Origin of the sequence: Pseudoflavonifractor sp. MSJ-37, from assembly GCF_018917965.1 — a bacterium.
Classification (GTDB): domain Bacteria; phylum Bacillota; class Clostridia; order Oscillospirales; family Oscillospiraceae; genus Pseudoflavonifractor_A.
On the sequence record NZ_JAHLPP010000003.1, the window covers coordinates 1 to 25,415 of the forward strand.

General features: G+C 60.1%; 25 protein-coding genes, 1 rRNA gene and 1 pseudogene. 23 read left to right on the forward strand and 4 right to left on the reverse strand.

Annotated features, from left to right (window positions below):
* Window positions 1-26 precede the first annotated feature (26 nt).
* Window positions 27-142 (forward strand): 5S ribosomal RNA (gene rrf / locus KQI12_RS07545).
* An 85-nt stretch (window positions 143-227) separates the two neighbouring features.
* Window positions 228-557: a cupin domain-containing protein gene (locus KQI12_RS07550; protein ID WP_216572370.1), complete on the forward strand. Its 330-nt coding sequence runs from the start codon at window positions 228-230 to the stop codon at window positions 555-557.
* A 71-nt stretch (window positions 558-628) separates the two neighbouring features.
* On the opposite strand, the gene KQI12_RS07555 is transcribed toward KQI12_RS07550, so the two are convergent.
* Entirely contained in the window at window positions 629-1,189 is a 561-nt protein-coding gene (locus tag KQI12_RS07555; RefSeq protein WP_216572565.1) for a rhomboid family intramembrane serine protease, read from the reverse strand.
* 180 nt (window positions 1,190-1,369) lie between these two features.
* Here KQI12_RS07555 and KQI12_RS07560 point away from each other — a divergent pair, with 180 nt between their 5' ends.
* The 7 genes from KQI12_RS07560 (at window position 1,370) to KQI12_RS07590 (ending at window position 9,788) form a co-directional block, all read left to right on the forward strand.
* Complete coding sequence (locus tag KQI12_RS07560) at window positions 1,370-2,572, forward strand: ATP-binding protein (RefSeq protein WP_216572371.1); 1,203 nt, start codon at window positions 1,370-1,372, stop codon at window positions 2,570-2,572.
* A 458-nt stretch (window positions 2,573-3,030) separates the two neighbouring features.
* On the forward strand, window positions 3,031-4,155 hold the full coding sequence (locus tag KQI12_RS07565; RefSeq protein ID WP_216572372.1) for an ABC transporter substrate-binding protein: 1,125 nt from the start codon (window positions 3,031-3,033) through the stop codon (window positions 4,153-4,155).
* A 15-nt stretch (window positions 4,156-4,170) separates the two neighbouring features.
* On the forward strand, window positions 4,171-5,355 hold the full coding sequence (locus KQI12_RS07570) for a mandelate racemase/muconate lactonizing enzyme family protein (RefSeq protein ID WP_216572373.1): 1,185 nt from the start codon (window positions 4,171-4,173) through the stop codon (window positions 5,353-5,355).
* Between the two features lie 22 nt (window positions 5,356-5,377).
* Window positions 5,378-6,166, forward strand: coding sequence for an ABC transporter ATP-binding protein (locus tag KQI12_RS07575; RefSeq protein WP_216572374.1), 789 nt, complete (start codon window positions 5,378-5,380; stop codon window positions 6,164-6,166).
* Window positions 6,163-7,062: an ABC transporter permease gene (locus KQI12_RS07580; protein WP_216572375.1), complete on the forward strand. Its 900-nt coding sequence runs from the start codon at window positions 6,163-6,165 to the stop codon at window positions 7,060-7,062. The genes KQI12_RS07575 and KQI12_RS07580 overlap by 4 nt, the downstream gene beginning before the upstream one ends.
* A 96-nt stretch (window positions 7,063-7,158) precedes the next feature.
* Window positions 7,159-9,270 (forward strand): molybdopterin-dependent oxidoreductase, encoded by a 2,112-nt coding sequence (locus tag KQI12_RS07585; RefSeq protein ID WP_216572376.1) that lies wholly within the window; start codon window positions 7,159-7,161, stop codon window positions 9,268-9,270.
* Window positions 9,270-9,788 carry a 4Fe-4S dicluster domain-containing protein gene (locus KQI12_RS07590; protein ID WP_216572377.1) on the forward strand — a complete coding sequence of 173 codons (519 nt, stop codon included), beginning with the start codon at window positions 9,270-9,272 and terminating at the stop codon, window positions 9,786-9,788. The genes KQI12_RS07585 and KQI12_RS07590 overlap by 1 nt, the downstream gene beginning before the upstream one ends.
* A gap of 74 nt (window positions 9,789-9,862) precedes the next feature.
* Here KQI12_RS07590 and KQI12_RS07595 read toward each other — a convergent pair whose 3' ends face one another.
* Together KQI12_RS07595 and KQI12_RS07600 are read right to left on the reverse strand one after the other, a co-directional pair.
* Window positions 9,863-10,657, reverse strand: a complete 795-nt coding sequence (locus KQI12_RS07595; protein WP_216572378.1) for a ZIP family metal transporter — start codon at window positions 10,655-10,657, stop codon at window positions 9,863-9,865.
* Window positions 10,658-10,803: 146 nt separating this feature from the next.
* Complete coding sequence (locus tag KQI12_RS07600; protein WP_216572379.1) at window positions 10,804-11,181, reverse strand: metal-dependent transcriptional regulator; 378 nt, start codon at window positions 11,179-11,181, stop codon at window positions 10,804-10,806.
* A gap of 258 nt (window positions 11,182-11,439) precedes the next feature.
* On the opposite strand from KQI12_RS07600, the gene KQI12_RS07605 reads away from it, so the two are divergent.
* The 12 genes and pseudogenes from KQI12_RS07605 (at window position 11,440) to KQI12_RS07660 (ending at window position 24,282) form a co-directional block, all read left to right on the forward strand.
* Complete coding sequence (locus KQI12_RS07605) at window positions 11,440-11,649, forward strand: FeoA family protein (RefSeq protein WP_216572566.1); 210 nt, start codon at window positions 11,440-11,442, stop codon at window positions 11,647-11,649.
* 86 nt (window positions 11,650-11,735) lie between these two features.
* The gene (locus KQI12_RS07610; protein WP_216572380.1) at window positions 11,736-11,960 is read left to right on the forward strand and encodes a ferrous iron transport protein A; all 225 of its coding nucleotides are present in this window, start codon (window positions 11,736-11,738) and stop codon (window positions 11,958-11,960) included.
* A gap of 106 nt (window positions 11,961-12,066) precedes the next feature.
* Window positions 12,067-14,217, forward strand: coding sequence for a ferrous iron transport protein B (gene feoB, locus KQI12_RS07615; protein WP_216572381.1), 2,151 nt, complete (start codon window positions 12,067-12,069; stop codon window positions 14,215-14,217).
* A 41-nt stretch (window positions 14,218-14,258) separates the two neighbouring features.
* Window positions 14,259-14,426, forward strand: coding sequence for a FeoB-associated Cys-rich membrane protein (locus KQI12_RS07620; RefSeq protein WP_216572382.1), 168 nt, complete (start codon window positions 14,259-14,261; stop codon window positions 14,424-14,426).
* Between the two features lie 441 nt (window positions 14,427-14,867).
* A pseudogene (locus KQI12_RS07625) lies at window positions 14,868-15,068 on the forward strand (helix-turn-helix domain-containing protein); the annotation flags it as partial.
* Window positions 15,069-15,247: 179 nt separating this feature from the next.
* The gene (locus tag KQI12_RS07630; protein WP_253290905.1) at window positions 15,248-15,499 is read left to right on the forward strand and encodes a helix-turn-helix domain-containing protein; all 252 of its coding nucleotides are present in this window, start codon (window positions 15,248-15,250) and stop codon (window positions 15,497-15,499) included.
* 5 nt (window positions 15,500-15,504) lie between these two features.
* Window positions 15,505-16,053, forward strand: coding sequence for an RNA polymerase sigma factor (locus KQI12_RS07635; RefSeq protein WP_216572383.1), 549 nt, complete (start codon window positions 15,505-15,507; stop codon window positions 16,051-16,053).
* Window positions 16,040-16,402: a DUF4179 domain-containing protein gene (locus tag KQI12_RS07640; RefSeq protein WP_216572384.1), complete on the forward strand. Its 363-nt coding sequence runs from the start codon at window positions 16,040-16,042 to the stop codon at window positions 16,400-16,402. The genes KQI12_RS07635 and KQI12_RS07640 overlap by 14 nt, the downstream gene beginning before the upstream one ends.
* Complete coding sequence (locus KQI12_RS07645; RefSeq protein ID WP_253290906.1) at window positions 16,389-17,015, forward strand: histidine kinase; 627 nt, start codon at window positions 16,389-16,391, stop codon at window positions 17,013-17,015. Before KQI12_RS07640 ends, KQI12_RS07645 begins: the two co-directional genes overlap by 14 nt.
* Window positions 17,012-17,641 (forward strand): PrsW family glutamic-type intramembrane protease, encoded by a 630-nt coding sequence (locus tag KQI12_RS07650; RefSeq protein WP_253290907.1) that lies wholly within the window; start codon window positions 17,012-17,014, stop codon window positions 17,639-17,641. Before KQI12_RS07645 ends, KQI12_RS07650 begins: the two co-directional genes overlap by 4 nt.
* A gap of 159 nt (window positions 17,642-17,800) precedes the next feature.
* Entirely contained in the window at window positions 17,801-18,154 is a 354-nt protein-coding gene (locus KQI12_RS07655; protein WP_216572385.1) for a glycosyltransferase, read from the forward strand.
* On the forward strand, window positions 18,151-24,282 hold the full coding sequence (locus KQI12_RS07660; RefSeq protein WP_216572386.1) for an S-layer homology domain-containing protein: 6,132 nt from the start codon (window positions 18,151-18,153) through the stop codon (window positions 24,280-24,282). The genes KQI12_RS07655 and KQI12_RS07660 overlap by 4 nt, the downstream gene beginning before the upstream one ends.
* Window positions 24,283-24,297: 15 nt before the next feature.
* Here KQI12_RS07660 and KQI12_RS07665 read toward each other — a convergent pair whose 3' ends face one another.
* On the reverse strand, window positions 24,298-24,447 hold the full coding sequence (locus KQI12_RS07665; RefSeq protein ID WP_216572387.1) for a hypothetical protein: 150 nt from the start codon (window positions 24,445-24,447) through the stop codon (window positions 24,298-24,300).
* A gap of 74 nt (window positions 24,448-24,521) precedes the next feature.
* Here KQI12_RS07665 and KQI12_RS07670 point away from each other — a divergent pair, with 74 nt between their 5' ends.
* Window positions 24,522-24,758, forward strand: coding sequence for a hypothetical protein (locus KQI12_RS07670; protein ID WP_216572388.1), 237 nt, complete (start codon window positions 24,522-24,524; stop codon window positions 24,756-24,758).
* 148 nt (window positions 24,759-24,906) lie between these two features.
* Window positions 24,907-25,401 (forward strand): prolyl-tRNA synthetase associated domain-containing protein, encoded by a 495-nt coding sequence (locus KQI12_RS07675; protein WP_216572389.1) that lies wholly within the window; start codon window positions 24,907-24,909, stop codon window positions 25,399-25,401.
* The last annotated feature ends 14 nt before the right edge of the window (window positions 25,402-25,415 follow it).

Here is a 25,415-nt window from a genome sequence, read left to right on the forward strand (position 1 = left end):
AGCGAGAAAAGAGTAGAATAGAGGCAGTCGGTGTTGATTGCGGTGAGGGTCCACCTGTACCCATCCCGAACACAGAAGTTAAGCTCACCTGCGCCGAAAATACTTGCCTGGAGACGGGCCGGGAAGATAGGTAATGCCGACACAAAGGACGGACAGTTTCGACTGTCCGTTTTTTGCTTATTATATTGTCTTTCAACTGATATGACGAGAATAAGGAGGAACGACCCATGATCCTGGATTTTGCAAAGATGGAGACGAAGGAGATGGAGCACTTCAAGGGCGGCGAGAAGTTCTTGAAGGCGAAGATGCTCACGGACGATTTGAACAAGGTCATGCTCAGCACACTGGTTCCCGGTGCTTCTGTGGGACTGCATACCCACGAGGACAGCAGTGAGATCATCTATATCCTGGAAGGGACTGGAAAGGTCCTCTATGACGGCGAATGGAGCGAGCTCCATCCGGGTCTGTGCCATTACTGCCCCAAGGGCCACTCCCATAGCGTGGTCAATGACAGTGATAAGGATCTGACTTTCTTTGCTGTCGTCCCCAATCAGTGATCTTCGAAACTCTGGATGATAAAAGGCCCGGTCCGCGATTGAAAGAGCGGATCGGGCCTTTCTATATGCGGTCAGTGCTGCCTGTGTCCTGCAAGATGGCCGAAGGCCGTGCCGCAGGCCCCTCCTACCAGATGCATGAAGTGGGCCACGTCGTCCTGGATGAAGAGCGCGGAGTAGACCTCCTGCCCTAAATAGAGGATAGCCACCAAGATCAGCGTCAACGGGACGGAACCAGAGCGCATCCCGGAGAGGGAGGAGAGCATCACCAGCATGAACACGATGCCGCTGGCCCCCAGCAGTGCTGTGTGGGGGAAGAAGAGACATTGCAGGACGCCGGAGATCAGCGCTGTGGTCAGGATGCCCATCAGCAGGGCCCGACTGCCGTACTTCTCCTCCATAGGCGGACCGATCACCAGGAAGAGGACCATGTTCCCAGTGAAGTGAGCATATCCGCTGTGCCCCAGCACATGGCCGAAGAGCCGCAGAAAAAAGAGCGGGCTCAATGGACTCCGATAGACGGAGAACAGAGCGCGGGTGCTCAGGCCGTGGGTCAGTTCTCCTAAAAACAGAGAGAGCAGGGACAGGAAGAAGAAGGTCAGGACCACCGGGGAGTTGTAATGAATCTTTTTCAACAAGGTCTGCACGCTCCTTTCTTGGGAGACAGATGTCCCCCGACTCTCACAGTATAGGACAGATCCACGCCGGAGTCGAGCTTTATCGTTGACAGATCGTCTGGGAATGTCTAAAATGGAAAAATAATATCCGCCCAGTCGTCCCTACGGCCCAGCGGGAAAAGAATGGAGAGAACACCGATGGAATTGGACCTGCTGCGCGGCGCCCTGCGGGGGATCGCCGCCTATAAACATTTGATGGATGAGCCGGTGATGGCATTGACCATGTCCCTGCTGGATACCCTCCGGGAGGACAAGGGCGAGGAGGCAGTGGACCGATATACCCGCCTGTTCTATACCTTGGAGACCGAGGGGAGCGGCGGTCTGGGTGCCTGGATCCATGACGCGCTGCGCTATCAGGAGTCCCCCTATGCCCGGATGGTGGAGCGGGGCGGGAACGACCCGGTCCTCACCGCCGCCGCTAAGCAGGACATCGAGACTTTGGGCAGGCTGGCCGAGCTGGAGTGTGGGCTGGTCATCCGTAAGATCGGTACCTGTGTCCCCTCGGAGTTGACCCCTGTGCTGGAGGGCCTGCCCCGCTGGTCCTGCGCCGCTCCCTTCGATTTCGAAGAGCTCACCGAGTTCTATCGGGCTCACGGCTCCGGGCGGTTCGCCCGCTATCACGCCTTCCTGTGGGAAGAGGGCCAGCTCTGGCCTGTGGAGGACCCGGACAGCCATACCCCCGAGGAGATGCTGGGCTATGAGCGCCAGCGGGATCAGGTGATCGCCAACACCCGGGCACTACTGGAGGGGAAGCAGGTCAACAACGTGCTCCTCTATGGTGACAGCGGCACGGGCAAATCCGCCACCGTCAAGTCTCTGCTCTCTCTGCCCGGATTCGACGACCTGCGCCTGATCGAGGTGCAGAAGGAAGAAGTAGCTTCTCTGCCCGACCTGATCCGGACTCTGGGTGGCCGCCGCCGGAAGTTCATCCTTTTCATCGACGACCTGGCCTTCGATCAGGACGATCGGACCTACTCCGTCCTCAAGACCATCCTGGAGGGCGGTCTGGAGCGCCGCCCCACCAATGTGGCCATCTATGCCACCTCAAATCGCCGTCATCTGGTACGTCAGACCTTCAGCGACCGGGCCGGAGATGAAGTGGATGCCTTCGAGACCATCCAGGAAAAGACTTCTCTGGCGGAGCGCTTTGGCCTGCGGATCCCTTATCTGGCCATGAGCAAGCCGGAATATTTGGACATGGTGGACCGGATGGCCGAGCTGACCGGCATCACCATGGACAAAGAGGCCCTCCACGCCGAGGCCGTCAAGTGGGAGATGCACCATCCCGGCCGTACGCCCCGCGTGGTACATCAGTTCATCGCCAGCCTCCAGCTGTCCTGAACATCATCTGTTTGGCATTCGGAGCCGTCGGACGAGATCGTCCGACGGCTCTTTCGCTTTTTTGACCAGCTGAGACCGGCTCTGGATCCGCCCTTTTGTGCGGGAACGTACAAGAATGACAGATCTCCTGTTTTTTCTTGACAGCTGGGCTGAGAGCGGCTATAATATGAAACAACAAATAAACCTATTTGGTTTATATGTTTATCAAGATGGAGAGGAGGAGCCGGCTATGAGGAACGATCTTATCGAGATGATCCGGAGCAACTTCCGCTGTGGACGAATGTTGGATGACCGGGCTGATCGGATGGCCGGGCGCTTCCAGGCGCCTGTGGACCGCATGTGTATGTGATCCAAGCCTTCGAAGAGCCCGGAGACGTCCAAGGAAACGGCGTCCCGGGCATTTTTATACCTATCCAGACACGATATCTGCTTACGACTGAGAAATGAGGTCATCGAATATGAACAAGCTGAACAAGACTGCCGCTATCCTCTCCACCGCGCTCACCCTCTCCACGGTGCTGGCCGCCTGCGGAGACAGCGGCTCTGCGGGAGAGAGCACCGCTCCCTCTGCCAGCGCCGCCGGCGCCTCCGACGTGACCGCCGAGGAGAACACCATCCGCTTTGCCACTCAGCCCGGCCAGATCCGCACGGCCATCAACATCCTGGCCGACCAGCTGGGTTACTACGAGGAAGAGGGCGTCAATGTGGAGTTCGTCAACGCCTCCAGCACCGAGGCTCTCACCGCCATCACCACCAACAAGAAGGACGTGGACGTGCTGGGTACTGGCATCGTCCCCGACCTGACCTTCATCGCCAACGGCTCCGACCTGGTGGTCTTCGAGGGCACCGCCGCCGAGGGCGGTGCGATCATCTCCCGTCAGGATGATGTGGAAAAGTATAAGGACCTGAAAAACTATGCCGGCACCACCGCAGCCATGGTCCGCGGCTCCTCCTCCTGGGTGATCACCCGGGCCAAGCTGGTGGAGAGCGGCGTGGACGTGGACAGCATCAAACTTCTGGAGGTGGACAGCCAGGCCAATGTGGCTCAGGCGGTGGCCAAGGGCGAGGCGGACTTGGGCTTCCTCCCCATCGAGTACGCCAACTCCACTCTGGACTTGGGCACGGCGCTGGTCTATGAGGTGGGCGAGCTGGATCCCCAGTACGTCTGCTGCCGTCAGGTGACCTCCTCCCAGAAGCTCTCCGAGAAGCACGACGCCTTCGTGAAGTACACGGTGGCCAACCTGCGGGCGTGGGAGTACTACGAGGACGAGGCCAACCGCCCGGAGATCATCAAGACCCTGGCCGACTTCTCCGGCCAGACCGAGGACTATGTGGAGAACTACCTCTTCGTGAACCGGACCTTCCTGACGCTGGACCCCAACGAGAAGGGCATCGAGACCTTCTATGAGTCCCTGTCCGATTCCGGCTACTTCGACGGCGACGCGGTGGATGTGGACGAACACATCGACACCGACATCTATGCTGAGGCCCTCCAGGAGGTCCTGGACCGCGATCCGGACGACGCCTTCTTCCAGGATAAGCTGGAGGTGTTCCGCACCTACAACAACGATGTCCAGATCTGACGGAGGCGCATGGGAATGAAGATCCAAGCAGTCGATATCATCACCCTGAAGGCTCAGCCCACAGCGGGACAGACCCCTGTGCTGGCGCGGATCCGCACCGATGAGGGCGTCTACGGCTATGGTGAGGCGGGCGTATCCATCATGCACTATTCTCTGGGCTGTGTGGAGCTCCTGAAGTCCTTTTCCCAGATGATCCTGGGGATGGACGCTCTGGCCAACGACGTGGTCTACACCAAGCTGCTGAACTCCTTCTGGGCCAGAGGGAACGGCGGCGTGATCCTGGCGGCGGTGTCCGCCATCGACACCGCCCTCTGGGACATCAAGGGCAAGTACTTCGGCGTTCCGGTCTGTCAGCTCCTGGGCGGCAAGCACCGGGACAAGCTCCGCTGCTACGCCAGCCAGCTCCAGAACGGCTGGAAGTACCCCGACTTCCACGGGGCCCCCGGCGACCTCGGTTTCCTGAAGGAGGCCTGCCGCCGGGCGGTGGAGGATGACGGCTATGACTGCGTGAAGATCGACTTTCTGGCCAAGCATCCGGATAGCAGCCGTATCTCCGACTACGAGGCCCAGACCCATCTCTCCCCCGCCACGATGCGGGAGATCGACCAGAAGCTGGACGCGGTCCGGTCGGTGATTGGCCCTGACGTGGAGCTGATCTTGGAAAACCATTGCCTCACCACCGCCCAGACCGCTATCCAGTTCGGCCGCCTGGCCCGGGACTACGATCCCATGCTCCTGGAGGAGCCCGCCAATCCGCTGGACATCCACGACTACCAGCGGATCCGGGAGGCACTGGATATCCCCATCGCCACCGGCGAGCGGAGCTACACCCGGCGGGGCTTCCTGCCTCTGCTCCAGGCGGGGGTGGTGGACACAGTCCAGCCGGATCTGGGCAACTGCGGCGGTATCACCGAAGGCCGGAAGATCGCCGATCTGGCGGAGAGCTTGGGAGCCACGGTGCAGACCCATACCTGCAACACGCCGATCAGCATCGCCGCCGCCCTCCAGCTGGAGGCGGCCATCCCCAATTTCATCATCCACGAGCATCACACCAACAACACGCTGCCGTTCAACACCGGGCTGTGTGTGTATGACGACCAGCCGGTGGACGGCTGGTATACCGTCCCGGACCGCCCCGGTCTGGGCAACGAGCTGACGGAACAGGCGCTGGCCGAGGCCAGCATCCTCACCGTCCGCTGACAGAGAGGAGAGGACCCGAACCATGAGCAAGATCGACATACAGGAAGTGTCCTTCCACTATCCCGGGCAGCAGCCCCACGCGGCGCTGGAGGAGATCAGCCTCTCCATCGAAGAGGGCGAGTTCCTCTGCCTGCTGGGGCCGTCCGGATGTGGAAAGAGCACGCTCCTGAGCCTGCTGGAGGGCCTGGACCACGCTGACGGCGGCCAGATCCTGCTGGACGGGGCCCCTCTCACCGGGCCGGGGCCGGACCGGGCGGTGGTGTTCCAGCACTACTCTCTGTTCCCCTGGCTCACGGCCCGGAAGAACGTGATCTTCGGCATCCGGCAGAGCGGACAGAAGCGGTCCAAGCCGGAGCAGAAGGAGCGGGCGGACTACTACCTGTCCCGGGTTGGACTGTCCAACGTGGGGGACCGGTATCCCTCGGAGCTCTCCGGCGGCATGCAGCAGCGGGTGGCCATCGCCCGGGCGCTGGCCATGGAGACCGATGTCCTGCTGATGGACGAGCCCTTCGGCGCCATCGATCCCAAGCTCCGGCAGGAGCTCCAGGAGCTGGTGAGCCGCCTGAGCACCGAGCATCACAAGACCGTGGTGTTCGTGACCCACGACATCGATGAGGCCATCCTGCTGGCCGACCGGATCGTGGTCATGGAGCCAAAACAGATCCGGGCCGTGGAGCGGGTGGAGCTCCCCCGCCCCCGGAAGCGGGACGATCTGGTGGAACAGCCGGAATACCTCCAGCTCCGGAAGAGGCTCATGTCCCTCTTCTATGAGCAGGTGGCCAGTGAGATCGGAGACGAGGTGGTACTATGAGATATGTGCTCAACCGGGGGAACATCCTCTTCGCGGCCGCTCTGGCCGTGGCGGCCCTCCTGCCCTCCCAGCGGAAGCTGGACGCGGTGTGGCCCTATATCGTGGTGCTGTTCCTGATCGAGGCGGCATTCCTCTTCGCCTATCTCCGAAAAGGGAAGAAGAGCACGCTGGACATCGCCACGGCGGCCTTCGGCTTCCTGCTCCTGTGGGACGTGCTGAGCCGACTGGGCATGGCCCATCCGGTGTTGGCGCCTCCGCCGGAGAACGTGTTCTATGTGTTCGTCTCCCAGTGGGAGGACATGGTGGCGGGCATCTTCAGTTCCCTGCGCCTGCTGGTGCTGGGCGTGGGCCTGGCGATGATCGCCGGCGTGTTCCTTGGCCTGGCCGTGGGCTGGATCCCCCGCCTGCGGGAGGGCATCCTGCCCATCGCCAATGTGATCAGTCCCATCCCGCCCCTGGTCTACACGCCCTATGTGGTGGCGGTGATGCCCACCTTCAAGGCCGCCTCGGTGTTCGTGATCTTCTGCGCCGTGTTCTGGCCCACGTTCCAGAACATGGTGGGCCAGGTGGCCGGCATGGACCGGAAGATCATCCAGGCGGCCCAGGTGATGAACGTATCCACCCCCACGATGCTGTTCCGGGTGATCCTGCCCTACTGCAAGCCGGGCATCCTGGCCAGCCTCACCGGCACGATCCGGGCGGCCCTCCTCTGCTTGACCGGCGCGGAGCTGCTGGGCGCCAGCTCAGGCTTGGGCTACTTCGTGAAAAAGTACTCGGATTACGCCGACTATACCAAGGTCATCGCCGGCATCATCCTCATGGGCATCGTGGTCACCGCTCTGGTGGCGGGGATCCGTCTGCTCCAGCGGAAGCTGGTCAAATGGGAGAACATCTGATAAGATGAGAAAGACGATGAGGGCGTATCCGGAGTTCGGATACGCCCTGGATCGAACGACGCGTTTGGAGAAGCGTGGAGAAAGGAAGGATGCGGCATGGGAGAGCCGGAACGGAGAAAGACGGTCTGCGAGATCTGCCTGAACAACTGCGGTGTGGATGCCTGGGTCCAGGACGGGAAAGTCGTGAAGGTGGAAGGCTCCCCGGAATGTCCCGACCGGGGCCGCCTGTGTGTGAAGGGCTATGCCAGCCGGGACTATATCTACCGGGCCGACCGCATCAAGACCCCGCTGCGCCGGGTGGGCCGGCGGGGCGAGGGCAAGTTCGAGCCTATCAGCTGGGATGAGGCCTATACCGAGATCGCCCGGAAGCTCAACGGCTATAAGAAGGAGTTCGGCGCGGACAGCGTGGCCTTCTATACGGGTTATTCCAAGTGGTACCGGACCATGTTCCATCGGTTCGTCCACTCCTTCGGGACACGGAACTACGGCACCGAGTCCAGCAGCTGCTTCCAGGCCATGCGGATGGCCAACATCCTTACAGGAGGGAGCCTGAGCCGGCCGGACATCGCCCACGCGGAGCTGTTCCTGGCCTGGGCCTACGACCCCTTTTACAGCAGTGTGTTCCACTATGACATGATCGAGAAACAGCGGGAGAAGGGCATGAAGGTCATCTGCATCGACCCGAAGGTGACTCCGTTCTCCCAGCTGGCGGATATCCATCTCCGGCCCAGGGCTGGCACGGACGGGGCTCTGGCCCTCTACTTCGGCCAGTATCTGATCGCCCACGGAGCAGTGGATCAGGCGTACATCGACGCCCATGTCCACGGCTATCCAGAGTATGCCGCCTATGTGAAGGAGTTCTCCGCCGAACGCACCGCCCAGCTCACCGGCATCCCGGTGGACCAGCTGGAGGCGGCGGGAGCCCTGCTGACGGAGGACCGCCGCTTCGCCATCAGTCTGGGCGCGGCCCCGCTGACTCATCACCGGAACGGCGTGCAGAACATCCGGGCCCTTCTGGCCCTGTCCGCCATCAGCGGCAGCTATGACCGGGAGGGCGGCAATATCCCCACCGAGTTCGCCAATCCGAAGATGAACGCCGACTGCGATGTGGGGGACGAGCGCTTCATCGACGAGGTCCGGCCGGAGGGCGGCCGGCCCAAGATCGGCACCGACCGGTTCCCGGTCTGGTCCGAGCTGATCGACGAGTTCCAGGCCATGGACCTGTCCCGCCAGATCCTGGAGGGGACCCCCTATCCCATCCAGGCCGTGTTCAGCCTGGGCATGAACGCCCGGATGTTCCCCGGGGACGGAAAGCTCTTCCAGGCCCTGTCCCAAGTGGGGTTTTTCGTGGACGTGGACATCTTCCTGACCGATACCGCCAAGTACGCCGACATCGTGCTCCCCGCCTGCACCTCCTTCGAGCGGGCCCAGTTCCAGGGGGGATTCATGGGGCATTACTTCAATACGCCCACGGTCCGTTGGCTGGACCCGGTGATCGAGCCCCTCTATGAGTCCAAGTCCGACGCGGATATCCTCTGCGAGCTGGCCAACTATCTGGAGTTGGACGATCCGATTCTGCGGAAGGGCTATGAGGCATGCAGCCGGTATCTCCTGCGGCGGGTGGGTGTCACCTTCAGCGAGCTCCAGACCACGCACGCCACCACCCGGATCCCCGGAAAGGAGCCCTATCGTCCCGGCGACAACACCGCCCACGGCTACGCTACCCCCACCGGGAAGTTCGAGCTGACCTCAGAGGTCCTGCGCCGCCACGGCTTCGATCCCCTGCCCACCTACCGGCCCTCGGCGGACGAACACGATCCGGAGGAGTACCCCCTCCAGCTCACCGCAGGGGGACGCCTGCCCTATCATTTCCACTCCCGCTTCCAGAACAGCGCCCTGAAGAAGGTGTTCCGGCCGGAGTCCATGGCGGACATCAGCCCGGAGGATGCCAAGGCCCTCCGGATCCGGCAGGGGGATGCCATCGCCCTGACCACCGCCTATGGGACCATCCGGCTCAAGGCCAACGTGACCCACACGGTGGCCCCCGGCGCGGTGTTCGTCTATCAGGACTATCCGGACGCGGACGTGAACAGCATCATCGGACCGGAGCATCTGGACCCAATCTCCGGCTTTCCCGGCTACCGGAGCGTCCGGTGCCGGGTCGAGAAGGTCAAGCCTCAGAAGGAGACGGAAAGGAGGGACGCCTGATGAGAGAGCCCATGGCGCTCCATGCCCATTTCAACTTCCTGCCGGAGCTCTGCGTAGGATGCGGCGCCTGTGTGGCCGCCTGCATGGACGAGCAGGGGGACTTCGAACGGACGCCTCTGCGCCGTCTGTACCGGACGGAGCGGTTCCGGAACGGGAAGGGAAGCGTAGTCTGGTACTCCGTGGCCTGCCTCCATTGCGAGGCCCACGGCTGTCTCTCCGCCTGCCCCAAGGGGTGCTTCTCTCTGGAGGAAGAGACGGGCACCGTCCAGCTGGACAGCACCGCCTGCGTGGGGTGCGGCGCCTGCGCCAGAGCCTGCGCGCTGGGCGGCATCGTCCTGGAGGACAAGAAGGCCCGCAAGTGCGACGGCTGTATCCAGCGCCTCCGGGAGGGGCAGCTCCCCCGCTGTGTGGGCGCCTGCCCCCGCTTCGCCATCACCATCGACGACCGTCCTGCCCTCCGCAGGGCGGAGCAGGAGAAGGTGGCCCGCGCGCTGGCCTCCGGAAAGCTGAAAGAGTAAAGCATTGATGGAATGCCCGCCGGTATCCAGCAAGGGATACCGGCGGGCATTTTTCGGTCCGGGAGAGCGCTGTATCACCCGAGGGCCACGTCCAGGATCATCATCACCAGGAAGCCGCCCATGACGCCCAGCGTGCCCAAATTGGAATGCTCCCCCAGATGGGCCTCCGGGATCAGTTCCTCTACCACGACGTAGATCATCGCTCCGGCGGCGAAGGCCAGGAGCCAGGGCATCACCGACTCGATCGCCCCGGCGGCCAGGACCGTCAGAAGGCCGAAGATCGGCTCCACGATGCCAGAGAGACTGCCGCAGAGGAAGGCCTTCCAGCGTGGCATCCCCTCCTCCCGCAGAGGGATGGAGATCGCCGCGCCCTCTGGGAAGTTCTGGATGCCGATGCCCACGGCCAGGGCCATGGCGGCGGCGTAGAGGGCGGGATCCCCATCGTGCTGGGCGGCCAGCGCGAAGGAGAGGCCCACCGCCATGCCCTCCGGGATGTTGTGGAGCGTCACGGCGAACACCAGCAGAGTGGTGCGCTTGAGCTTGGTGCGGGGTCCCTCCGGGGCCTCAGCGTCCGGATGCAGGTGGGGAAGGATCATGTCCAGGAGCAGGAGGAAAGCCCCGCCCAGCAGGAAGCCTCCCGCGGCGGGAATCCAGCCGATCCATCCGGCGGCCTCGGCCTCCTCGATGGAGGGGATCAGCAGGGACCAGACCGACGCAGCGATCATGACCCCGGCGGCGAAACCCAGGAAGAGCTTCTGCATCAGGACGGAGCTCCGCCCCCGGAACAGGAAGACCACCGCCGCGCCCAGCGTGGTCATCAGGAAGGTGAAGCCGGTGCCCCCCGCGGCCCAGGATAGCGTTTCCAGCATGGGATCCGCTCCTTTCTGTCTGATTTGTGGTTAGGCAAAACTAACTCATGTGGAGAGTATACCGCAGGGAATGACAGACTGCAAGGCCCAAAAAGAAAAAAACGCCTCCCCGCACCGGGCTTGGGTGCGGGGAGGCGCGGGATGAGTCATCCCTGCGGGAGCGTCTTTTGGATGTGCTCCTTGAGCTTCTCGAAGGTCTCGGGGCTGACGGCGTGTTCCATGCGGCAGGCGTCGGCCTGTGCGGTCTCAGGCGCCACGCCCATGCTGATGAGCCAGGCCGTGATGACCCGGTGCCGCTCATAGATGGTGGCGGCGATCTCCGCGCCGGAGGGCGTCAGCTCGATGAAGCCCTCCTTGTCCATGGTGATGTATCCGTTCTCCCGGAGCAGGCTCATGGCGCGGCTGACGCTGGGCTTGGAAAAGTTCATGTGATGGACGATATCGATCGAGCGGCAGACACCGCGCTCCTCCTTGATCATCAAGATCGTCTCCAGGTAGTTTTCCGCTGATTCCTGGATCTTCATAGTGAGAATGCCTCCTGTCACTCCCAGGGGCCGGCGGTCCGATCTGCACAATTGCCTCCCTGGTATTTTCCCTCTATTTTATCACAAAAGTCGTTTTGATACAAGGGACAGAGATTTTTTTCGGAAAGGGGATTGACAAATGGAGTTAGTCGTAGTAAACTAGCGCCGTTCATGGGGGTTAGAAGCTACTAACTCTCCGCTCTGCCCTGTACGGCAGAGGAGATAGACCGACGATAGTGAGGATGGGAGTGTATGGCGATGCCGCTGACGATGGCGCAGGCCGGCGTGGAGACGACGGTCAAGAAGATCAATGGCAAGGATGAGGTGCGCCGCCATCTGGAGAGCCTCGGATTCATCGAGGGCAGTCCGGTCACGGTGATCTCTCAGATCGGCGGGAACCTGATCGTCCATGTGAAGGACACCCGTGTGGCTTTGGATGTGTCCATGGCCAACCGGATCATGATCTGATCGGAGTCGGCTCCGTCTCTCCCGGCCGGCCGGTCGGGAGAGCATGGAGACAAATGGATATGTGTGTGTTGGAAGGAGGAACCGAAATGGCTACACTGAAAGAAGTGAAGTGCGGCGAGACCGTGAAGGTCACCAAGATCGCCGGCGAGGGCGCTCTGCGCCGCCGCATCATGGACATGGGCATCACCAAGGGCACCGAGATCTACGTGCGTAAGGTGGCTCCCCTGGGCGACCCTGTGGAGGTCACGGTCCGCGGATATGAGCTCTCCATCCGGAAGGGCGACGCGGAGAATATCCAGATCGAGCACTGAGCTCAAATTTTTTTGACCAAAGGTTAGCCAGAGGCAACGAAAGTTACCGTCTGCTTCCGACTGGGTCGATATCGCGGAGCACGTCTCCGCAGAGGAGGTAAAAAGCATGTCGATCAAGATCGCGCTTGCCGGCAACCCGAACTGCGGCAAGACCACGATGTTCAACGCGCTGACCGGTACTGTCCAGTTCGTGGGCAACTGGCCCGGCGTCACCGTGGAAAAGAAAGAAGGACGGCTGAAGGGCAATAAGGACGTCATCGTGACGGATCTGCCCGGCATCTACTCTCTGTCCCCCTATACGCTGGAAGAAGTGGTGTCCCGGAACTATCTGCTCACCGAGCATCCCGACGCCATCCTGGACCTGGTGGACGGCTCCAACATCGAGCGCAACCTGTATCTGACCACGCAGCTCACCGAGATGGGCATCCCTGTGGTCATCGCCCTGAACATGATCGACGTCGTCCGCAAGAACGGCGACAAGATCGACACCAAGAAGCTGGGCGAGATGCTGGGCTGCGGCGTGGTCGAGACTGCCGCGGTCAAGGGCGAGGGTTGCCTGGAGGCCGCCGAGGCCGCCGCCAAGCTGGTCAAGAGCGGCCAGAAGACCACCCCCAAGCACGAGTTCTCCGCCAAGGTGGAGAGCGCTCTGGACCAGATCGCAGACCTGCTCCGCGGCGTGGTCCCTGCGGAGGGCATGCGCTGGTATGCCATCAAGTTCTTCGAGCGTGACGAGAAGGTCATGGAGAACTTCAAGCTGGGCGACGATGTGAAGCGCCGCCTGGAGGATGTCATCAAAGCGGTGGAGACTGATCTGGACGACGACAGCGAGTCCATCATCACCAACGAGCGCTATGAGTACATCGCCAAGGTGGTGGGCGCCTGTGTCAAGAAGAGCCGCAAGGGCATGTCCACCTCCGACAAGATCGACCAGATCGTGACCAACCGGATCCTGGCCCTGCCCATCTTTGCGGTGATCATGTGGGCGGTCTACTACATCTCCATCGGCACCATCGGCACCGCGGCCACGGAGTGGACCAACGATGTGTTCGTGGCCGAGTGGCTCCAGGGCGGCATCGGTGACTTCCTCGCCAATGTGGGCTGTGCCGACTGGCTCAGCGGCCTGATCGTGGACGGCATCGTGGGCGGCGTGGGCGCCGTGTTGGGCTTCGTGCCTCAGATGCTGGTCCTGTTCTTCCTGCTGTGCATCCTGGAGGATGTAGGCTATATGGCCCGCGTCGCCTTCATCATGGACCGGATCTTCCGCCGCTTCGGCCTGTCCGGCAAGAGCTTCATCCCCATGCTGGTGGCCACCGGCTGCGGCGTGCCCGGCATCATGGCCTCCCGTACCATCGAGCAGGACCGTGACCGGAAGCTCACCGTCATGACCACCGGCTTCATCCCCTGCGGCGCCAAGATGCCCATCATCGGCCTGTTCGCCGGCGCTCTGTTCGGCGGTTCCGGCACCGTGGCCGTGTCTGCCTACTTCATCGGCGTGGCCGCCGTCATCGTCTCCGGCATCATGCTGAAGAAGACCAAGATCTTCGCCGGCGATCCCGCTCCCTTCGTCATGGAGCTGCCGGCCTACCACGTCCCCAAGCCCATGAACATCCTGCGGGGCACTTGGGAGCGCGGCTGGTCCTTCATCAAGCGCGCCGGCACCATCATCCTGCTCTCCTCTATCATCCTGTGGTTCCTGCAGGGCTTCGGCTTCACTGCGGACGGCTTCCAGATGGTCGAGGACAACAACAACTCCCTGCTGGCCGCCATCGGCCATGTGATCGCCCCCATCTTCGCTCCGCTCGGCTTCGGCAGCTGGAAGCCCGCTGTGGCTACGATCACCGGCCTGATCGCCAAGGAGAACGTGGTCGCTACCTTCGGCGTCCTGTACGGCTTTGCTGAGGTCGCCGATGAGGGCAATGAGATCTGGGGCAACATCGCCACGGACTTCACCGCGCTCACCGCTTACAGCTATATGATCTTCAACCTGCTGTGCGCTCCCTGCTTCGCCGCGATGGGCGCCATCAAGCGTGAGATGGGCACCGCCAAGTGGACTCTGGGCGCCATCGGTTATATGTGTGTCTTCGCCTACGCCGTGTCTCTGATGGTGTATCAGTTCGGTATGCTGGCGCAGGGCCACTTCGGGATCGGCACCGTGGTCGCGGTCGTGGTCCTGGTGGGCATGCTGTACATGCTCTTCCGGAAGGGCTATCAGGGTGAGGGCAGCCGTCTGCGTGCGGTGGATGCCGCCCGCGTCTGATCCGGACGAACAGACGAAACACATCAAAGGAGGGTATTTCGATGCAGTCTATCATCGTGAATGGGATCCTGATCCTGATCATCGCCGCGCTGGTGGTGCTGGCGGTCCGCTCCCTGCGGAAGCAGAAGAAGTCCGGCGGCTGCGGATGCGGCTGTGAGGGCTGCGGCGGCTGTGGCAGTCAGTGTCATGAGAGCCATCCCTCCAAATGAGTTTCCCATAAGAACACTTTTCTCCATTCTCCAAACTCCAAACTGTGGAACGGGCGCCGGTAACGGCGCCCGTTCTGCGTCTTCTGAGGGTCGCCGCCGACGCGGCGCTGTGCTATCATAAGACCAAACGACTGCCGGAGGTGCTGTCATACTGGACAAGCAGGGCGTGATCGCCTATTTGAAAGAGGAGGGCCTGGAATTCCGGGTCATCGAATATCAGGGTGGGATAACGATACTCCCACAAAGTCAGTAAGATCAATGGTTTGCGACAGCAGACGAGCGAATATGTAACGGGAAAAGCTGGATATGGCACGGCTCAGTAGGGCGCGGATACGAAAGATCAGCGCCCTTTTCCTATACTCATCCGAAAAATGTATCGATCAGGGTGCGAAAACCTCTGTTTTTTCCTCTCAGAGCGCCGCTCAAAAGGCGGCGCCGGATATAGCAGTTTTCCGCATCGAAACGACCAGAGATCACACGGTCATGTCCAACTACCACCTGCGGGACAGGTCGCTGTTGCTGAAAGCGAAGGGACTTTTATCTCTCATGCTGTCCCTGCCGGAGAGTTGGGACTACACCATGAAGGGGCTTGCCCGTATCTGCAAGGACGGCATCGACCGCATCAGCGGCGGCCTCAAAGAGAATGATTGCCCTCTACTACGATCCGAACATGGTGTTTTGGCCAGTTTCGGAGGATTTTTTTCAAAAAGCATCGATCTTATCCGCGACTTTTCTCTGAACACTTCGCCGGATGCCTTGTGTTTCTTCGAATATTCGTATATAATATATCGTGTTGAGTATTATCCATGCGGAGGTGCGGGATGAACGGGATCAAGGGCTATATCTCCATTCGGGAGGCGTCTTACCGTTGGGGCGTGTCAGAGCGGCGGGTCAACCAGTATTGCGCCGAGGGGCGGATCCCCGGCGCGTCCCGGTTCGGGCGTTCATGGGCGATCCCGGAAAACGCGAAAAAGCCGTCCGACCCGCGCTTTCAGGAACAGCGCGCGATCCCGGCAGGACAAGCACCTGACGGATACCCCTCCGTATTGGAAGCATCCGCAAAAGGGAAGTGAACGCTATGACCTGCGACGAGGTTTTTTACCGCCAATATTTGAGTGGTGACGACGCGGGGCTGGAGGCCCTGATGAAACAATACGGCGACCCGCTGACCCTGTATATCGATGGCTATCTGCACGACGTTCACGAGGCGGAGGAGCTGATGCTGGATGTTTTCGCCTATCTGTTCACCAAAAAGCCCCGCATCCGGGACGGAGGCTTCAAGGCATATCTCTATAAGGCGGCGCGGCACATGGCGCTGCGCCATAAGAGCAAGCGGAAGCCCTTGTTCGGCCTCGATGCGCTGACCGACGAGCCGGACAGACGGCTGCTGGCGGAGGAGGTCATCCAGACGGAGGAGCGAAACCGCGTCCTGCATTTCTGCATGGGCGAAATGAACCCGGACTATCGGGAGGTTTTATATCTCACTTATTTTGAAGGCATGAGCTACGCGCAGGCGGCGGAGGTCACGGGGAAAACGGTGAAGCAGATCACCAACATGGTGTATCGCGGAAAAGAAAGCCTGCGAAGGCTCTTGGAACGGGAGGGGATCACAAATGCGGAGTCATGAGGAACGTGTTGCGGAGACGAAGCGGCGCATCGCCAAAATGGAACGGGAGGATCGGCTACGGCACAATACGATCACCATGGCTTCCGCTGTGGCGGCGTGCCTTGCACTGCTCATCGGCGCGTCCCTCGCCATGCCCGGCATTGCCGCAAACATCCAGACAGGGGATCATTCCGACTTTGAAACGGCGGCAAGCATCTTTCACAGCGGCGCTGCTTTGGGATACATCGTCATCGGGCTGCTGGCGTTTTTACTCGGCGTTTGCGTGACCGTTCTGTGCTTCCGACTGCGGCAGATGAGCCGCGAGGACGGGCAGGACAGGGAAAACGAGGATGTGCATGGAGCTGATTGAGAACCTGCTGCAATTACTGACCACGTTCGTCGGTGTGCTGCTTTCGGGTATCGCCTACCGCAAAAGCCACCGGCAGGCGTATTTTTTGCTGCTGTGCTTCTATGGCTGCTTTGCCCTCGGCGCGCTCTACTGGACGCTGTATCTGCTGCTGTTCGATACCACGCCCAGGGTCTTTTATGTGTCGGAGTTCGGCTGGGTGGCCAGCGTGGTCTTTTTACGCATTTTGCAGGCCACGCTCACCAGTCAGGACGAGCGCAGCTTTCGCTGCCGCAGGGCGTGGCTTGCGCCTGCGTTCGGCGTGCCGCTGCTGGCGTTCTACTGCACATTCGGGGACATCCTCTCCAACCTGATCTGGTGCGGCATGATGATATGGCTCTCCTTCTGCGCCATCCGGGGGCTGGTCTACGCCGATGGGCAGACGGGCGCGGCGCGGAATATGCGGCGCTTCCACATCGGCGTGCTGTGCTTTGCGTTCGCGGAGTACCTGCTCTGGACGGTGGGCTGCTTCTGGCCGGATACCTCACCGGCAAGCCCGACCTTCTGGTGCGATATGCTGCTGACACTCGCCATTCTGGGGCTGCTGCCCGCCACGAGAAAGGCGGTGGCTGCATGACCTACATCGAGAATATTTTTATCTGCATGGTGTCCCCGCTGCTGGTGGCCGCTTTGTGCATGGGCAGGCGGCAGCTCCGCTTCTTCCTGTTCTGCATTGCCGGGATGGGGGTGTGCCTGCTCTCGGCCTATATCAACACCTTCCTCGCGGCGGTATGTCAGGCGGACGCCCTTGCCGCCACGGCGGAGATCGCGCCGGTGGTGGAGGAAATGATGAAGCTGTTGCCGCTGGTGCTCTATCTTCTGGTATTCGAGCCGGAGGGGGATAAGATCAAGCCCGCCGCCATCACGGTCGCCCTCGCCTTCGCCACCTTCGAAAATGTGTGCTATCTCGTCCAGAACGGAGCGGAACGCTTCTCCTTTATCTTCTTCCGTGGCTTCGGCACGGGAGCCATGCACGTCCTCTGCGGCCTGATCGTGGGCGGTGGCCTTGCATACACATGGCATCGGACGTGGCTGAAAATCGCAGGCACCTGCGGCCTGCTGGGCGCAGCCATCACCCTCCACGCTATCTATAATCTGCTCATCGCCCACGGCGGCGCGGCGCAGTACATCGCCTACGCCCTGCCGGTGCTGCTGGTGGCGGCGGGAAAATGGTCCGCGTTCAGATTATCGCGGAGGAAATAACCGAATATCCACTCCCTGAGAGCTGCTTTTTGGCGGCTCTCAAATTTTTTTCAAAAATTTTGCGTTTTGGGTGAGAGTTTTTTCGATTTTTTGTACCTATATAAGTGAAGGGGTTTTTAAGCCGCATTTCAAAAAATCCAGAGAGGAGGTTCAAACGAAATGTACGATACCGCAAGACGGGTCGCACTCGTCAAGCAGCGGGTGCGGGAAAACACCCGCCGAAAACGGCGGCGCGGCATCTATGGGCTGAGTGCCGCGTGTATGCTGCTGTTCGCGGTGCTGATGCAGGCGGTGGGCACGGCCGTCGGGCCGGGGCAGACCGCCGCATGGGGCGTGTTCGGCGCAATGCTGCTGCGGGAGGACGCGGGCGGCTATGTGCTGGTGGGCGTTGTATCCTTTACGGCAGCGGCAGTCATCACCGCGCTGTGCTTCCGGCTCAGAAACAGGGAAAATCAGAAAAAAGGCAGGGCAGACAAGCCTGACCCGCAAGAACAGGAGGGAAAAACGACATGAAGAAACGAATCCTTAGCATCCTGCTCATGTTCTGCATGGTGATCGGCCTTTTGCCGACGACCGCCTTTGCCAACAGTGACGCCGCAAAAGCCATTCAGCTCGGTGCAAGTGGGATCAGCGGTTATGACAGCACAAACGGCAGCTATGATTATATTCATTTTGGCACATGGAATAATAGTCCCATCAAATGGCGCGTGCTGGATACAAAAACCAATATGCCCAATGCTCAGGAGGGCGACGGATTTTTCCTGCTCTCCGATGCGCTGCTTGGGACAGGGGAATATGGCGGCGTAGAATTTGACTATACGACCCCATATACCAACGACTGGAAGGGCAGCCGTGGGCAGGACTGGTGTAACGGCTTTTACAGCAGAAACTTCAGCACTACGGAGCAAAAAGCTGTTTTTGCAACCAGCAAAAGTGATGATCCATACATTGATGGGTACTTTATTGGTTCTGAAAACATCCTGAATGGCGACAAGGTGTTTTTCCTCTCGGCAGAGGAAGTGGGGAATGCAGCCTACGGATTTACCGATGACGATGCGCGTATCGCCAATTATGGTGATAGTGCGGGCGGGTGGTGGCTTCGTTCTCCTCACCGAGACTATGACGCTGCGGGCATGGTCAATGCTTCCGGTGATGTGGGCGCTTACTGGGTAAACGATACCAACGCAGCCCGTCCTGCGTTCAACTTGAAGCCGGACCCTGTCCTCCTTGTTTCCGCCGCCGTTGGCGGCAAAGGTGCTGTTGACGGAATTTTCAAAATCCCGGAATACAGCGGAAACGAATGGAAATTGACACTTTTAGACGATACCCGCACTTTTAAGGTAACGGAAACCGCCGCAGTAGGGAAACCAGGCGGTACTGTTACGCTGAATTTTTCCGGGGCGAGAACGGGACGAAATGAATACATTTCCGTGATCATCGAGGGCGAAAGCGGCGTGACCCACTATGGAAGGATCATGAAGCCCACTGCCACAGACAGGCAGCTCAGCTTTACGATACCGTATGACCTTGCTAGCGGAAATTATAATCTCTATGTGTTCTCCGAGCAGTATAACGGCGATCACAAGACTGACTACGCCAGTAGATTTCAGAAGGTAGTGTTGACGGTAGAGGAGGCGGCCAACGAGCAGTTTGCCCTTACACCCGGCGGCACCTATTACTTTGACCTCTCCGGCGCGGGCATTCCCGGCGCGGCGAACGGCAGCCTGCCGGATGCATCGCTGCACTATGTTCCCTTTACCTACACCGGGATAGTGGATGCATACACGCTCACATCGGAGATGGCGACCACCGAGGAGTATGCACGGCAGAACGAATATGCCCACAGCCTATTTGTGGCGGATCATGTCGTAACGCATACGGTAAATTGGAATGCCTTAAACGATGCGAGCCTGATTTTCGGCAAAGGCTACGCCGCCGGCGGTGTGGAATATACTCTGCGCGCACCGTCCGTGGGAAGTGATGTTACAGCAGGCTCGGATGATTTAGAATGCGGCACGCCCCAAAGCAACGAATGGGACAGGATGCTGGACAAGAACAACGGATATATCAAAAACTGGAGCGGGATGTCTTCGTGGGGACAAGATACTCCGAGCACCGAGGCATCGAGCCGTGCGGTTCGCGGGTGCGATTCGGCTCGCGGCTGGCACAATCGCATTGCTGCGACCTCCGACTCGAGCGTCGGCTTCCGCCCTGTCCTTGAAGTCCTGGACCCGGACACGCTGGGCTCCGACGGGCTGAAAGCTGTTGTCCTTGACCTTGGCGGCGGCAAGCTTGGGAATCGCTCCGAGAATATTCAAATCATTGTGAAAAGCGGCGAGAGCTTTACCGCGCCCGGCGGCGACGGTCTGACTCACCCGGACGGGAATACCGGCAGTTACTTTATGTGGCTTGGCAGCGATGGCGAGCTCTACGATTCGGGCGACAGTGTTCCAGCGGTCGTAAACAAGCTCACGGCGCGGTTTGCGCCCATAGAGCAGTTCAGCCTCGTTCCTGGCGGCACGTATTACTTTGACCTCTCCGGTACAGGCATCCGCGGCACGGCGCACAGCAGACTGCCGGACAAAACATTGCATTATGTTCCCTTTACCTATGCCGGGACAGTGGACGCCTACAAGCTCACATCAACGATGGCAACTACTGCGGCGTATGCGCAGCAGAACAAATATGCCCACAGCCTGTTTGTGGCGGATTATGCCATAACGCATACGGTAAGCTGGGAGAATCTGAATTCCGCAGGTCTGATTTTCGGAAAAGGCTACACCTCCGGCGGCGTGGAATATACGCTGCGTGCGCCGTCCGTGGGAAGTAGTGGCGTAGGCTCGAACTATTCCCAACACGGCATACCACAAAGCAACGAATGGGACAAGATGCTGGACAAGGACAACGGATATATCAAAAACTTTAGACAGATATATTCGTTTGGACAAGATACTACGAGCAGTTCGGAGTCGGGCCGTGCAAGCCGAGGGTACAATGCGCCCCGCATCTGGCACCGCACCGTTGCTACGCGTTCCAACGAGGCCCTCGGTTTCCGCCCTGTCCTTGAAGTCCTGAACCCGGACACGCTGGGTTCTGACGGGCTGAAAGTCGTTGTCCTTGACCTTGGCGGCGGCACATTGGGCAGCGGCAGATTGAGCGTCAGCTCGGATATCCAGATCATCGTAAAAAACGGCGAGAGCTTTACCGCACCTGCCTCCAATGGTCTGACCCGTCCCGACGGAAATACAGGCAGCTACTTTATGTGGCGCGGCAGCGACGGTGCGCTCTACGCACCGGGTGACAGCGTCCCGGCAAACGTGAACAAGCTGACGGCGCAGTTTGATTCCATAGAGCAGTTCACCCTCGTTCCCGGCGGCACATATTGGTTTGACCTCTCCGGTGCGGGTATTCCCGGCACAGCGAACGGCAGCCTGCCGGATGCGTCGCTGCACTATGTTCCCTTTACCTACGCCGGGACAGTGGACGCCTACGCGCTCACGTCGGAGATGGCAACCACCGATGAGTATGCAGAGAAGCACAAATATCCCCACAGCCTGTTTGTAGCGGACTTTGCCGTAACGCATACGATAAGCTGGAAGGATTTGAATTCCGCAGGTCTGATTTTTGGAAAAAACTACACTGCCGACAGCGTGGAATATACAATGCGCGTGCCGTCAGCAGGACGTTCTTATAGAGGCTCTGGCGATTCTGTACGCGGCAACCCTCAAAGCAACGAATGGGACAAGATACTGGACAAATATGACGGATATATCAGAAACTGTAATGCGACAGATTCGTGGGGACAGGATGTTGCGCACAATTGGGCGCAGGGCCGTGCAATGCGTGGGTACAGCTCGGTTCGCAATTGGAATTTCACCAATGCTTCGGACTCCGGATCGCACCTCGGTTTCCGCCCCATCCTTGAAGTTCTGAACCCTGATACACTGAATCCTAATGGGCTGAAAGCCGTTACCCTCGACCTTGGCGGCGGGAAGCTGGGTAACAGCTCCGAGGATATTCAAATCATTGTGAAAAGCGGCAAGAGCTTTACCGCACCTGCGTCCGACGGTCTGACCCGCGCGGACGGAGATACAGGCAGCTACTTTATGTGGCGTGGCAGCAACGGTAAGCTCTACGCTCCGTACGATAACGTACCGGCGGATGTGACCAAGCTGACGGCACAGTTTGCTCCCAGCAGCCATAGCGTGACCATCAACACGGACACCCTGCCCGGCGGCAAGGTGGGCGAGGCGTACAGCCAGACCCTGATTGCCACCGGCATCGAGCCTATCACATGGAGCATTATCAGTGGCGAGCTGCCCAAGGACCTGACGCTGAAAGAAACCACCGGCGAGATCAGCGGCACGCCTACCACAGCGGGAACCTCCACCTTCACCGTCAAGGCTACCAACAGCGCGGGCAGCAATACGAAGGAGCTGTCTATTACGATAGCTAAAGCCGCGCCCACCGAGCATACCGTCACCGTGACCACAGAGGGCGGCGGAACGGCTTCCGCCGATCCCTCCACCGCTACCGCCGGTACGACGATCACCCTGACCCCAACGCCCGACGAGGGATACCACTTCAAGAAGTGGCAGGTCATGCGCGGCAATGTGACTATCAAGGACGATAAGTTCACCATGCCGGACAGCGAGGTGGAGATCAAGGCAATCTTCGAGGAGGACGCGCCTTCCGCAGAGGATCTGGTAGACCCTGTGATCCGGATCATTCCGAGCAAGCACGGCGGCTATCCTACGCAGGGCGGCATACGGACGGCGGCGGATTTCTTCAAGCCGGGGGAGGCGCCCAAGGGTGCAAAGATCACGGCCATCACACCGCCCGCGTCTCCATCCATTCTGGACAGCATCAGCGTAGATGATGACGGGCTTCTGAGCTATGCTAAAAAAAATGAGGCGGATGCCGAGCGGCTGAAAACAGACGTCTACACCGTCACCATCACCAGCGATGACTACGCGCCCATTACCGCTCCGCTGACCGTGCGCCAGTATCTCTTTGCAGGCTTTAGAGCAGCACTCGATGTACGCGACTGGGTCTACGGAGATACCCGCACTTACAAGTGGAAGGCGATAAATCCCGGCGAAAACGGCACCTGGTCGGCGATCATGCAAGAGCAGGGGATCTTTGAAATTTACGAGGAAACCGTCGATACGACCAGCGAGCCGGGAGTGTCCCACTATACGACGAAGGTCAGGGCGATCAAGGCGGGCCAGACCTTTATCGATATTCTCTATGTATCCGATACCACGGCGTCGTGGTCGCCATGGACCCATAGCACTGTTTTCGCCGGTGGCAAGGTCGTTGTGCGAGGTCTCACCGTGACGGCAGGCAGTGCGACCATCACCAAGGGCGATGCGCTGCCAACAGACCTTGTGAGTTGTACCGGCCTGCTGGATAGCGAAGGACGCACGGATGACCGAGATACAGTGCTGGACAACGCCCTTTCCTATCGGATGCTTAACGTAAACAACGAGGAAATCACGGCGGAAGCGGCACGCAATACCCCCGGAACCTACACCGTTGTTCCCGCTGCCACCCTCAAATCCGGCTGGGACGAGCGGTATTCGCTCAACAGGGTCAACGGTACGCTAACGGTGGAGGATAAGGTCATTGAGCAGTTTACCATCACCTATAATCTGGCCGGCGGCACTGCGGAGGGCAATCCCGGCACCTACACCATCGAGACAGGGGCTTTCACCCTCATGAATCCTACCAAATCCGGCTATACCTTCACCGGCTGGAGCGGCACGGGTCTGACGGGTGAGAACAACCTGACCGTCACCATCCCAACGGGCAGCACTGGCAACCGAATCTATACGGCACACTGGCGTTATAATGGCAGCGGCCATTCTTACAGTTACTACACCATCAAGGCAACTGCCGGGACTGGCGGCTCCATTTCTCCCTCCGGCAATGTCAGCGTCCGCGAGGGCCGGGATCAGACCTTCACCATCACCCCGGATAAGGGCTATGCTGTCGCCAACGTCAAGATCGACAGCAAGAGCATCGGCGCGGTGAAGTCCTACACCTTTGAGAATGTCCGCAGGACCCATACCATCGAGGTCATCTTTATGAAAGCCAACGGCGCCCCCCAGACCGGCGTGTTTGTGGATGTGGCGACCGGCAGTTATTATGAGGACGCTGTGGATTGGGCGGTGGAAAACGGTATCACCATGGGAACGGATGATACCCACTTCTCCCCAGACGGCATCTGCACCCGCGCGCAGGCCGTGACCTTCCTGTGGCGTGCCGCTGGCAGTCCCGAACCCGAAACCCGCGCCATGCCCTTCGCCGACGTCCCAGTGGGCAGCTACTACTACGATGCTGTGCTGTGGGCGGTAGAAAACGGCATCACCAAGGGCACCAGCGACACCACGTTCAGCCCGAACGCCACCTGCTCCCGCGCCCAGATCGTCGTGTTCCTGTGGCGTTCCGAGAAGTCCCCGGCAGCGGGTACCGCCAATCCCTTTGCCGATGTGAAGTCCACCGCCTACTATGCTGATGCGGTACTGTGGGCGGTCAGGGAGGATATCACCATGGGGACCACCAGCACGACATTCAGCCCCGACGCGGATTGCACCAGAGCGCAGATCGTGACCTTCCTCTGGCGCTGCAAGAAGTGACCGGCTGACATATGGTCAAGCAGCAACGCCGCTGACATGACCACATAAGCGAACATCGGACAGCGCAATGGCCAGGCTTTTCGCCTTGACGTTGCGCTGTCCTCTTTTCGCCGCAGGAAACAAATCGATGACATTTTGAACTGCGCCGCTATCCCAGCGCGGCAAGGAGACAGCATTATGAAAAGGATCACAAAAATCATTCGTCCGATCATCTCTGCATGGCCGTCCTTCTCTTTGCCATGACCACGACAGTCATGGGTTGCTATCAGAAGGAGACGGAGCCTATCGACATTCCCGGCAGAACGCCTTCCGGCACATCTGCGCCTCAGCCGTCAGCGGCTTCCGCGGGCGAAGTCATCCCCTCGGTGGACAGGCAGAGTTGGCGGAAGCAGAAGAAGTCCGGCGGCTGCGGATGCGGCTGTGAGGGCTGCGGCGGCTGTGGCAGTCAGTGTCATGAGAGCCATCCCTCCAAATGAGTTTCCCATAAGAACACGTTTCTCCATTCTCCAAACTCCAAACTGTGGAACGGGCGCCGGCGACGGCGCCCGTTCTGCATCCTCTGAGGGTTGCCGCCGACGCGGCGCTGTGCTATCATAAGACCAAACGACTGCCGGAGGTGCTGTCATGCTGGACAAGCAGGGCGTGATCGCCTATTTGAAAGAGGAGGGCCTGGAATTCCGGGTCATCGAACATACCGCCATGTATACCATGGAGGAGCTGGACGCCAGCGGGCTCTTCCCCAAGGGCCTGATCGCCAAGAACCTGTTCCTGCGCAACGCCCAGGGCAACCGCCATTTCCTGGTGGTGCTGGAGGGGAGCAAGCAGGTGGACCTGAAGGCCCTGCGGACGGCTCTGGGGACCTCCCGGCTGTCCTTCGCCTCAGCGGAGCGGCTGTGGGAGCATCTGGCCCTGAAGCCGGGCTCTGTAGGCCCCTTCGGCGTCCTCAACAACGAGGCCAAAGATGTGGAGGTCTGGTTCGACCGGGACCTGGCGGGCCGGGACGTGGGCTTCCATCCCAACGACAATACGGCCACCGTGGTCCTGCCCTGCGAGAAGGCGGCGGAGCTGGTACGGAAGCATGGCAACCCCTTCTCTTATCTGGACTTGCCTCAGATGTGAGCCGGCCGCCCATG

What these genes read in the sequence shown, in the direction of transcription:
- KQI12_RS07550 (WP_216572370.1), top strand. Translation starts at nt 228, where the DNA reads ATGATCCTGGATTTTGCAAAGATGGAGACGAAGGAGATGGAGCACTTC.
- KQI12_RS07560 (WP_216572371.1), top strand. Translation starts at nt 1,370, where the DNA reads ATGGAATTGGACCTGCTGCGCGGCGCCCTGCGGGGGATCGCCGCCTAT.
- KQI12_RS07565 (WP_216572372.1), top strand. Translation starts at nt 3,031, where the DNA reads ATGAACAAGCTGAACAAGACTGCCGCTATCCTCTCCACCGCGCTCACC.
- KQI12_RS07570 (WP_216572373.1), top strand. Translation starts at nt 4,171, where the DNA reads ATGAAGATCCAAGCAGTCGATATCATCACCCTGAAGGCTCAGCCCACA.
- KQI12_RS07575 (WP_216572374.1), top strand. Translation starts at nt 5,378, where the DNA reads ATGAGCAAGATCGACATACAGGAAGTGTCCTTCCACTATCCCGGGCAG.
- KQI12_RS07580 (WP_216572375.1), top strand. Translation starts at nt 6,163, where the DNA reads ATGAGATATGTGCTCAACCGGGGGAACATCCTCTTCGCGGCCGCTCTG.
- KQI12_RS07585 (WP_216572376.1), top strand. Translation starts at nt 7,159, where the DNA reads ATGGGAGAGCCGGAACGGAGAAAGACGGTCTGCGAGATCTGCCTGAAC.
- KQI12_RS07590 (WP_216572377.1), top strand. Translation starts at nt 9,270, where the DNA reads ATGAGAGAGCCCATGGCGCTCCATGCCCATTTCAACTTCCTGCCGGAG.
- KQI12_RS07595 (WP_216572378.1), bottom strand. Translation starts at nt 10,657, where the DNA reads ATGCTGGAAACGCTATCCTGGGCCGCGGGGGGCACCGGCTTCACCTTC.
- KQI12_RS07600 (WP_216572379.1), bottom strand. Translation starts at nt 11,181, where the DNA reads ATGAAGATCCAGGAATCAGCGGAAAACTACCTGGAGACGATCTTGATG.
- KQI12_RS07605 (WP_216572566.1), top strand. Translation starts at nt 11,440, where the DNA reads ATGCCGCTGACGATGGCGCAGGCCGGCGTGGAGACGACGGTCAAGAAG.
- KQI12_RS07610 (WP_216572380.1), top strand. Translation starts at nt 11,736, where the DNA reads ATGGCTACACTGAAAGAAGTGAAGTGCGGCGAGACCGTGAAGGTCACC.
- feoB (WP_216572381.1), top strand. Translation starts at nt 12,067, where the DNA reads ATGTCGATCAAGATCGCGCTTGCCGGCAACCCGAACTGCGGCAAGACC.
- KQI12_RS07620 (WP_216572382.1), top strand. Translation starts at nt 14,259, where the DNA reads ATGCAGTCTATCATCGTGAATGGGATCCTGATCCTGATCATCGCCGCG.
- KQI12_RS07630 (WP_253290905.1), top strand. Translation starts at nt 15,248, where the DNA reads ATGAACGGGATCAAGGGCTATATCTCCATTCGGGAGGCGTCTTACCGT.
- KQI12_RS07635 (WP_216572383.1), top strand. Translation starts at nt 15,505, where the DNA reads ATGACCTGCGACGAGGTTTTTTACCGCCAATATTTGAGTGGTGACGAC.
- KQI12_RS07640 (WP_216572384.1), top strand. Translation starts at nt 16,040, where the DNA reads ATGCGGAGTCATGAGGAACGTGTTGCGGAGACGAAGCGGCGCATCGCC.
- KQI12_RS07645 (WP_253290906.1), top strand. Translation starts at nt 16,389, where the DNA reads ATGGAGCTGATTGAGAACCTGCTGCAATTACTGACCACGTTCGTCGGT.
- KQI12_RS07650 (WP_253290907.1), top strand. Translation starts at nt 17,012, where the DNA reads ATGACCTACATCGAGAATATTTTTATCTGCATGGTGTCCCCGCTGCTG.
- KQI12_RS07655 (WP_216572385.1), top strand. Translation starts at nt 17,801, where the DNA reads ATGTACGATACCGCAAGACGGGTCGCACTCGTCAAGCAGCGGGTGCGG.
- KQI12_RS07660 (WP_216572386.1), top strand. Translation starts at nt 18,151, where the DNA reads ATGAAGAAACGAATCCTTAGCATCCTGCTCATGTTCTGCATGGTGATC.
- KQI12_RS07670 (WP_216572388.1), top strand. Translation starts at nt 24,522, where the DNA reads ATGACCACGACAGTCATGGGTTGCTATCAGAAGGAGACGGAGCCTATC.
- KQI12_RS07675 (WP_216572389.1), top strand. Translation starts at nt 24,907, where the DNA reads ATGCTGGACAAGCAGGGCGTGATCGCCTATTTGAAAGAGGAGGGCCTG.